Origin of the sequence: Streptomyces sp. NPDC058758 (genome assembly GCF_042746075.1) — a bacterium.
In the GTDB taxonomy this organism is placed as follows: Bacteria; Actinomycetota; Actinomycetes; order Streptomycetales; family Streptomycetaceae; genus Streptomyces.
Window position 1 is genome coordinate 19,185 of the sequence record NZ_JBHYPS010000067.1, and the last position, 7,931, is coordinate 27,115.

7 protein-coding genes are annotated in these 7,931 nt (G+C 74.5%); 4 read left to right on the forward strand and 3 right to left on the reverse strand.

The window, feature by feature from the left end; translation table 11 throughout:
* Nucleotides 1–9 precede the first annotated feature (9 nt).
* Entirely contained in the window at nt 10–2,514 is a 2,505-nt protein-coding gene (locus ACFW6A_RS37760) for a DUF4132 domain-containing protein (RefSeq protein ID WP_386646382.1), read from the forward strand.
* Here the strand turns inward: ACFW6A_RS37760 and ACFW6A_RS37765 are convergent.
* A complete protein-coding gene (locus ACFW6A_RS37765) occupies nt 2,486–3,274 on the reverse strand; it encodes an alpha/beta fold hydrolase (protein ID WP_386646385.1) in 789 nt (262 codons plus the stop codon). The two genes, ACFW6A_RS37760 and ACFW6A_RS37765, sit on opposite strands and share 29 nt — an antisense overlap.
* A gap of 124 nt (nt 3,275–3,398) precedes the next feature.
* Here ACFW6A_RS37765 and ACFW6A_RS37770 point away from each other — a divergent pair, with 124 nt between their 5' ends.
* From ACFW6A_RS37770 to ACFW6A_RS37780, 3 genes are read left to right on the forward strand one after another with little or no spacing between them, the layout of a single operon-like run.
* Nucleotides 3,399–3,833, forward strand: a complete 435-nt coding sequence (locus ACFW6A_RS37770) for a hypothetical protein (protein ID WP_386646388.1) — start codon at nt 3,399–3,401, stop codon at nt 3,831–3,833.
* Nucleotides 3,834–3,846: 13 nt separating this feature from the next.
* Nucleotides 3,847–4,287, forward strand: coding sequence for a DCC1-like thiol-disulfide oxidoreductase family protein (locus ACFW6A_RS37775; RefSeq protein WP_351849821.1), 441 nt, complete (start codon nt 3,847–3,849; stop codon nt 4,285–4,287).
* 10 nt (nt 4,288–4,297) lie between these two features.
* Nucleotides 4,298–5,110, forward strand: coding sequence for a TetR/AcrR family transcriptional regulator (locus ACFW6A_RS37780; RefSeq protein WP_386646391.1), 813 nt, complete (start codon nt 4,298–4,300; stop codon nt 5,108–5,110).
* Nucleotides 5,111–5,123: 13 nt separating this feature from the next.
* Here ACFW6A_RS37780 and ACFW6A_RS37785 read toward each other — a convergent pair whose 3' ends face one another.
* Together ACFW6A_RS37785 and ACFW6A_RS37790 are read right to left on the reverse strand one after the other, a co-directional pair.
* Nucleotides 5,124–6,677 carry an ABC transporter substrate-binding protein gene (locus tag ACFW6A_RS37785; protein WP_351849819.1) on the reverse strand — a complete coding sequence of 518 codons (1,554 nt, stop codon included), beginning with the start codon at nt 6,675–6,677 and terminating at the stop codon, nt 5,124–5,126.
* A 195-nt stretch (nt 6,678–6,872) separates the two neighbouring features.
* Nucleotides 6,873–7,931, reverse strand: a 1,059-nt coding sequence (locus tag ACFW6A_RS37790; protein ID WP_386646394.1) for a metallophosphoesterase, incomplete at its 5' end; no start/stop codon positions are given.

A 7,931-nucleotide genomic window follows, 5' to 3' on the forward strand; every position in this document is an offset into this window, starting at 1 on the left:
GTGTCCGGCATGGTGGGGATCACGGGCCCGGGGGCCGGGGCGGACGGGACGGTGGCACGCGCGACGGCCGAGGGGCCGGACGCGCTGCGGGAGTTGCTGGGCGCGCTGGAGGGGGCGGAGCTGCGGGAGGCCGCGCTGGCCCTGCACCTGCGCGCGTGCCGGAGGAGCGACGAGAAGGGGGTGGCGGCCTCGCTCGCCGCCCTCGCGGGCCGGGACCTGGGCTGGTCGGCCGACGAGGCGGACCTGCTGCTGTCCCGGCTCCTGGACGGCGAGGCGGGCCGCTCCGCGTACGAGATCCAGGGGAGGTTCACCCTCCTGGTGCCGCTCGTGGTCGCGGCCTGCGAGCAGGCGGGGGACTTCTCCCGCACCCACGTCCGGGCCCTGGGCCGCCTCGGCGAGTACGCGCGCGGCCCCGCCCCGGCCGAGATCGGCCCGCTCCGCGAGCGGCTGAACGCCCTGGCGCGGCGCGAGGTGCGGGTCGTGCCCGGTCTGCTGCCCCGGCAGGTCCTGGACGGGTTCGACGCGTACGGCCCCGCGATGCGGGCCTCGCACCCGGAGCTGCTGGCGGGCGCCGGGGTGGCGTCGTTCCTGGCGCACTGCGCGCTGCTCGACAAGCCGCGCGCCACCCGGTCCTGGCGGAAGGAGGCCGCCTCGCGGCTGGACGCGGCGGAGCGCGGCGCGGAGGTGGTGCGGCGGCTGCTCGAGGGGATCACCGCGCAGGACGCGCACCGGGTGGGCGATCCGGACTTCGTGGGGATGGGGATCCCGACCCTGGCGAGCGCCGCCAACACCTCGCTCCTCCGCGGCCTGTTGTGGGCCGCGCTCGGCCTCCCGGACGACTGGGTGGTGCCGCTGGTGGGGGCCGTGGCGCTGCACGCGGGGACGGGGCTCGGCGGGCACGGGGGGATGTGCCGCAGCCAGCCGCTCGCCACGGCGGCCGTCGCGGTGCTCGGGGAGTGCCCGGCCGGGCGCGCCGAGGCGGCCGTCGCCGAGCTGGGGCGGCTGCCGCGGCGGGTGGTCAACCGGACGGTGGCCAAGGGGATCGCCCGCGCCGCGGAGACGGTCGCCGCGCGGGCCGGGATGACCGCGTCGATGCTGCGGGAGCGGGCCGTGCCGGACCTCGGGCTCGACGGGCGCGGGGTGCGGGAGACGGCCCTGGGGGCGTACACGGCGGAGCTGGCGGTACGGGAGCCGGGCACGGCGCTGCTCTCCTTCAGGGGCCCGGAGGGGAGGCTCCTGAAGACCGCGCCGAAGGAGGTGCGGGAGGCGTGCGCCGAAGAGCTGAAGGAGGTGCGGGCCGGGCTGCGGAAGGCGTCGGCGCTGCTGTCGGAGGAGCGGGCCCGGCTGGAGGAGCACCTGGCGGCGGGCACCACCTGGCCCGCGGCGGACTGGCAGCGGTACTACGCGGACCCTCCGGTGACGGGGGCGGTGGCGCGGGCGCTGGTCTGGGAGGCCGGGGACGGCGGCGGACAGTGGACGGCGGGGCTGCCGGAGCGGGCGGGCGGCGGCTGGGTGCTCGCGGCGGCCGACGGCACCGCGCGGCCGGTCGGGGCGGGCGACCGGCTGCGGCTGTGGCATCCGCTGCGGGCCGGGGACGAGGAGGTCGCCGGGTGGCGGGCGGCGCTGCTCGACCGGGAGGAGCGGCAGCCGTTCAAGCAGGTGTTCCGGGAGGTGTACCCGCTGACGCCGGCCGAGCGGGAGACCGCCTCGTACTCGAACCGCTTCGCGGGGCACGTGCTGCGCTACGGGCAGGCGCGGGCGCTGATGACGGGCCGGGGCTGGGCGGGGCGGCACCTGGGGTACTTCTCCGACGGCGGCTCCTCCGAGCTGGTGAAGGAGCTTCCCGCGCCGGGCGAGCTGCCGGCGGCGGAGGGGACCCGGTGGCGGGCCCGCTTCTTCGTGGACCTGGTGGACGCCGGGGCGGTCTCGGACGGGGTGGCCGCGCTCTGCTCGACCGACCGGGTGCGCTTCGAGCGGCGGGCCGGCGCGGCGGGGCCGCGCGGCGCGTGGGAGGGGGCGGAGCTGGCGGAGGTGCCGGCGCTGGTGCTGTCGGAGGCGCTGCGGGACGTGGACCTGTTCGTGGGGGTCGCGTCGGTGGGGGCGGACCCGGAGTGGCGGGACCGGGGCGCGGACCGGGGCCACGGCGACTACTGGCGGAGCTGGGGCTTCGGGGAGCTGGCCGCGGGGGCGCGGGTGCGGCGGGAGACGCTGGCCCGGCTGCTGCCGCGGACCCGTCTCGCGGACCGGGTGGAGCTGACGGACCGGTTCCTGCGGGTGCGGGGGGAGCTGGGGGCGTACCGGATCCACCTGGGCTCGGGGAACGTGCTGATGGAGCCGTCGGACGCGTACCTGTGCGTGGTGGTGGACCGGTCGCGGGAGGCGGGGAAGGTGTTCCTGCCGTTCGAGGAGGACGGCGGGATGCTGTCGGTGATCCTGTCGAAGGCCTTCCTGCTGGCCGCCGACGACCGGATCACCGACCCGACGATCACCGCGCAGCTGCGGCGGGGGCGCTGAGCCCGGCGAGGTGGTCCGTCAGCAGGGCCAGGGTCTCCTCGGGGCGTTCCAGGGACGGCAGGTGGCCGGCCCAGTCGAGCGTGACGAGGCGGGCGTCCGGGAGGAGGGCTGCGGTCTTCTCGCCGATGGCGCGGAAGTCGGGGACGTCGTGGGCGCCGGTGACGACGAGGACGGGCACGGCGATGCCCCCGAGGTCCTCCTGGGTGACGCCGGAGGGCCGGGGACCGTGCTCCTCGGGGGCGGCGAGCTGGAGTTCGAAGGCGCGGCGCTGCATGGCGTGGACGAGGGCGCGGGCCTCGGGGCCGGCGTCGGGGCCGCACCACAGTGCGACGTTGAGGGCGGTGGCGGCCTCGACGTCGCCGGCTTCGAGGAGGGCGTTCTCCCGTCCGAAGAAGGCGCGGAGTTCGCCGCTCGCCTCGTGCTCGACGGGGGCGGCGGCGCAGAGCAGCACGAGGGCGGCGGTGCGGTCGGGGTGGCGGACGGCGAACTCCAGGGCGACCTCGCCGCCGAAGGAGGAGCCGACGAGCACGGCCCGCTCGGCACCGAGGTGGTCGAGGAGGTCGCGGACGTCGTCGGCGTGGAGGTGCGGGGCGTCGACGGGGGTCTCGCCGAAGCCCCGGAGGTCGCAGCGGACGACCCGGTGCCCGGCGTCGGCGAGGGCCTGGAACTGCCCGTCCCACATCCGGCGGTCGCAGACCCCGGAGTGCAGCAGGACGACGGTCTGGGGGCCGGTGCCGGCCGTGTCATGAGAGAGCGTCACCCGCGTGACTCTAGAGGCCCCCGGCCGGGCGGGCCACACCTTTCACCCCGGACTTGAACGCGTTCAACAAGGGGTCTACAGTCATGACCGCCAACATTTGAACGCGTTCAAGGGAGCGTGGGGCATGGACCTCACCGTCATCGCGTACATCGTCTACCTGCTGATCGGCGTGGCCCTGACCATCTGGGTCGCCCGCACCCTCAGCCGCAACGGCAGGATCTTCCTCGCCGACGTGCTGCACGGGAACGAGAAGCTCGCGGACGCCGTCAACCACCTCCTGGTGGTCGGCTTCCACCTCGTCAACTTCGGCTTCGTCGCCCTCTACCTGCGCCAGGACGAGACCGTCGCCGACGCCCGGGAGCTCTTCGAGGCCCTCTCCGTCAAGCTCGGCGTCGTCCTGCTCGTCCTCGGCGTGATGCACCTCGGCAACGTCTACGTCCTCAACAAGATCCGGCGCCGCGGCGCCCTGGAGCGCGAGCAGGTCCCGCCGGTCGCCCCGCAGGGCTGGACCGGCGGCCCCGGGAGCGGCCCCTGGGCCCCGCCCGCCCCGCAGGCCTGACCCGGCGCCCGCCATGACGACCGCCGCCGCCCGCCCGGGCACCCCCGTCACCCGGCTGACCGTGCTGTACGACGCCGGCTGCCCGCTCTGCGTGCACCTCCGGCACTGGCTGCTGCGCCAGCGGCAGCTCGTCCCGCTCGACCTCGTCCCGGCCGGCTCGCTGCGGGCGCGGGAGCTCTTCCCGGACCTCGACCACGCCGCCACCCTGCGGGAGATCACCGTGGTCGGGGACCGGGGCCAGGTCTACACCGCCTCGGCCGCCTGGATCGTCTGCCTCTGGGCGCTGGCCGAGCACCGGCCCCGGGCCCACTGGTTCGCCACCCCCGCCGGACAGCCCTTCGCCCGCGCCGCCGTGCTCGCCGCCGCGCGGTGGCGCGAGGCGCTCAAGGGCCCCGGCGGCGGCCGGGACGGCTGCGCCGACGGGCACTGCGAGGTGCCCGGTCCGCCCGGCTAGGCTCGGCTCCGTGAAGGACGCGAAGGAAGAGAAGAAGGCCCCGAAGGCCCCGGAGGCTCCGGAGGCTCCGGAGGACGAGGACGCCCCGAAGGCCAAGGACGCCCCGAAGGCCCCGAAGAGCGAGCAGACCCGGACGCTCATCCTGGAGACCGCGCTGCGGCTCTTCCGGGAGCGGGGCTACGACAGGACCACCATGCGGGCGATCGCCCAGGAGGCCGGGGTCTCGGTCGGGAACGCCTACTACTACTTCGCGTCCAAGGAGCACCTGGTCCAGGGCTTCTACGACCGGATCGCCCAGGAGCACCAGGCGGCCGTCGAGCAGGTCCTGGAGGGCGGCGAGAAGGACCTGGTCGCCCGCATCAGGGGCGTCCTGCTCGCCTGGCTCGACATCGCGGAGCCCTACCACGAGTTCGCGGCCCAGTTCTTCAAGAACGCGGCCGACCCCGACAGCCCGCTCTCGCCGTTCTCCCCGGAGTCGGAGGGGCCGCGCGAGGCGGCGATCGAGGTGCACCGCCGGGTGATCTCCGGCGCCTCGGTGAAGGTCGACCCCGAGCTGTCGGAGGCGCTGCCCCGGCTGCTGTGGCTCCAGCAGATGGGGCTCGTCCTCTTCTGGGTCTACGACCGCTCCGAGGGCGCCGCCAACAGCCGCCGCCTGGTGGAGCGGCTGTCGCCGGTGACCGCGCGGGCGATCTCGCTGTCCCGCTTCCGCGTGCTGCGCCCGCTGGTCAAGGAGACCCACGAGCTGCTCGCGGACTTCATGCCGACGGCGGCCGGCATGGCGGCGTCGGGGCGGCCCCGCAGGACCGCCCCGAAGAAGGACTGACCGCCCGGGCGGCTCAGATCCAGGAGAGCTCCCACAGGCGCCAGATGCCGGTGCCGTCGGAGAGGTTCTGCGAGCCGCCGACGGCCTCGGTGGCGAGGACGTAGTCGTTCTTCTGCCAGAGCGGGACCAGCGGGACGTCCTTGGAGACCTCGTCCTGGATCACCTTGAAGTCGCGGGTGGTCCGGGAGCGGTCGCTGTACTGCTGGGTGTCGGCGATCAGCTTGTCGACGGTCTTGCTGGAGTAGCCGCTGGAGAGGGCGTTCCCGGTGCCGACGAGCGGGGCGGTGAAGCTGTCCGAGTCGGGGAAGTCGGGGAGCCAGCCGACGGTGTAGGCGTCGTAGGCGCCGCTCGTGTAGCCCTTCTGGAAGTTCTGCCAGTCGGCCTCCACGACCTTCACCGTGAAGAGCCCGGTCGCCTCCAGCTGCTTCTTGATCTCGGCGGTCTCCGCCTTGTACGTGGCGTCCTGGCGGTAGCCGAAGGTGAAGGCGACCGGCGTCCGCACGCCGGCGTCCTTCAGCAGCTTCTTCGCCTTCGCCTGGTCCGGCGCCGGGTAGCGGTCGTAGAAGGCCGTGCTGTGGCCGACGAAGCCCTGCGGGATCAGCGAGTACAGCGGCTCGACCGTGCCCTTGTAGGCGCCGGTGGTGATGGCCGGGCGGTCGAGGACGGCCGCGACCGCCTGGCGCACCGCCTTGGTGCCCATCGGCGAGTCGGCCCGGGTGTTGAAGACGATGTTGCGGATCTCGGCGCTCTCCGCCTCGGTCAGCCGCGTGCCGCCGTTGGTGTCCAGGCCCTCCACGAAGGACGGCGGGAGCTGCCGGTGCGTCACCTGGACGTCGCCGGACTTCCAGGCGTTCGCCAGGTCCTCGGACTGCTTGTAGTACTTCACCAGGACGGGGTTCCCGGTCTTGGGGAGCGCGCCGCGGTACTTCGGGTTGGGCACCAGGAGGGCGCTCTGGCCCGGCTTGTACTCCTTGAGGAGGTAGGGGCCCGTGCCGTCGACCGCGTGGTCCTGGCGGAGGGTGTCGTCCTGGTAGCGCTCGCGGTCGACGATCGAGCCGGCGCCGGTGGCCAGCTTCAGCGGGAAGGTGGCGTCCCGGCCGCTCAGGTTGAAGGTGACGGTGAGGCCGTCGGCCGTGACGCTCTTCAGGGTGGGGAAGAGCGGCGCGGGACCGACCTCCGCCTTGATCTTCAGCATCCGGTCGAAGGAGTACTTGACGTCCTCGGCCGTCACCTTGCGCCCGCTGGAGAAGGTGAGGTCGCCGCGGAGCGTGCACTGGTAGGTGGTGAGCTTGTCGCCCACGAACTTGCAGCTCTCGGCGGCGTCCGGGGTCGGGGTGGTGAAGCCCGGCTTGAAGGTGAGCAGCGACTGGTAGACGTTGCTGTACATCGCCCAGGAGCCCGCGTCGTACGCGCCGGCCGGGTCGAGGGAGGTGACCTCGTCGGTGGTTCCCACCGGGACGGGGTCGGTACGGCCCTCGTCGGAGGGCAGGAGTTGCCAGCCCCCCACCCCCGCGGCCACCAGTACTCCACAAGTGATGAGGATCCGGAGACGGACCGTCGACCGCATTGCCGTGCTTCCTTTTTTCGTGCAGAAACCCCAAAGGGCGACGACCCCCGAATCGTCGCGTTTGCGCCACCCAATCACACGGGTTTCACATCGGGAAGAGGAAACCTTCACACGGCATGCATATGTCCGGGAAATGCGAATTTAAGTCGATGAGCAGCACGTATCGACCCCGGCGCAGGGAGTGACCCTCTCCGATTAGGCCTGTTTCGAGGCGAGTTGGACGACGGTGATGTCGGACGGGGCACCGACCCGGACGGGGGGTCCCCACGCGCCGGCGCCCCGGGAGACGTAGAGCTGGGTGTCGCCGTACCGCTCCAGTCCGGCCACGGTCGGGTTGGCCAGTTCGGCGAGGAGGTTGCCCGGCCAGAGCTGGCCGCCGTGGGTGTGGCCGGAGAGCTGGAGGTCGACCCCGTGGGCGACGGCGTCGTCGATGACGACGGGCTGGTGGGCGAGGAGGACGGCCGCGCGGGACCGGTCGCGGTCGCCGAGCGCCCGGGCGAAGTCGGGACCCCGCCCCTCGCTCTCGCCGGCCACGTCGTCCACGCCGGCGAGGTCGAAGCCGGCGGCGATCTCCAGCCGCTCGTTGCGCAGCGGGCGCAGGCCGAGCTCGCGGACGTGGTCGACCCAGGCGTCGGCGCCCGAGAAGTACTCGTGGTTGCCGGTGACGAAGAAGGAGCCGTGCCGGGCGCGCAGCCGCGCGAGGGGTTCGGCGGCGGGCCCGAGGTTCTCCACGGTGCCGTCGACGAGGTCGCCGACGACGGCGATCAGATCGGGCTGGGTGGCGTTGACCGCGTCGACGATCCGCTGCGCGTGGGCGCGGCCGAGGATCGGTCCGAGGTGGATGTCGGAGACGACCGCGATCCGGTATCCGTGCGCGGCCCGGGGCAGCTTGGCCAGCGGCACGGTCACCCGCTTCACCCCGGGCCCCCGGAGCACCCCGTACGCGCCGTTCGCCACCGTCCCGGCGGCTGCCGCCGCGGCGGCCCCGCCGACCACCCGGGCGACGAACAGCCGCCGCGACACCCCGGAGGCGGCGGGCGCCCCGGCGACGGCCCCGGTCCGCGCCCCGGTCTCCGCGGCGGGCTCGGTGCCGGGCTCGGCGGGCTCGGTGGCGGGCTCGGCCGTCCGCTCCGGTACGGGCAGGGGTACGGGAACGGGCTCGGGTGCCGGCGCCGGAGCGGGCGCGGCCACGGCGGCCGGGGTCACGGCGGGCGCGGCCACGGCGGCCGGGGTCACGGCGGCCGGGGCCGCGGC

Coding starts and splice junctions, on each gene's coding strand:
- ACFW6A_RS37760 (WP_386646382.1), top strand. CDS start 10: ATGGTGGGGATCACGGGCCCGGGGGCCGGGGCGGACGGGACGGTGGCA.
- ACFW6A_RS37785 (WP_351849819.1), bottom strand. CDS start 6,677: ATGCGGTCGACGGTCCGTCTCCGGATCCTCATCACTTGTGGAGTACTG.
- ACFW6A_RS37770 (WP_386646388.1), top strand. CDS start 3,399: ATGGACCTCACCGTCATCGCGTACATCGTCTACCTGCTGATCGGCGTG.
- ACFW6A_RS37775 (WP_351849821.1), top strand. CDS start 3,847: ATGACGACCGCCGCCGCCCGCCCGGGCACCCCCGTCACCCGGCTGACC.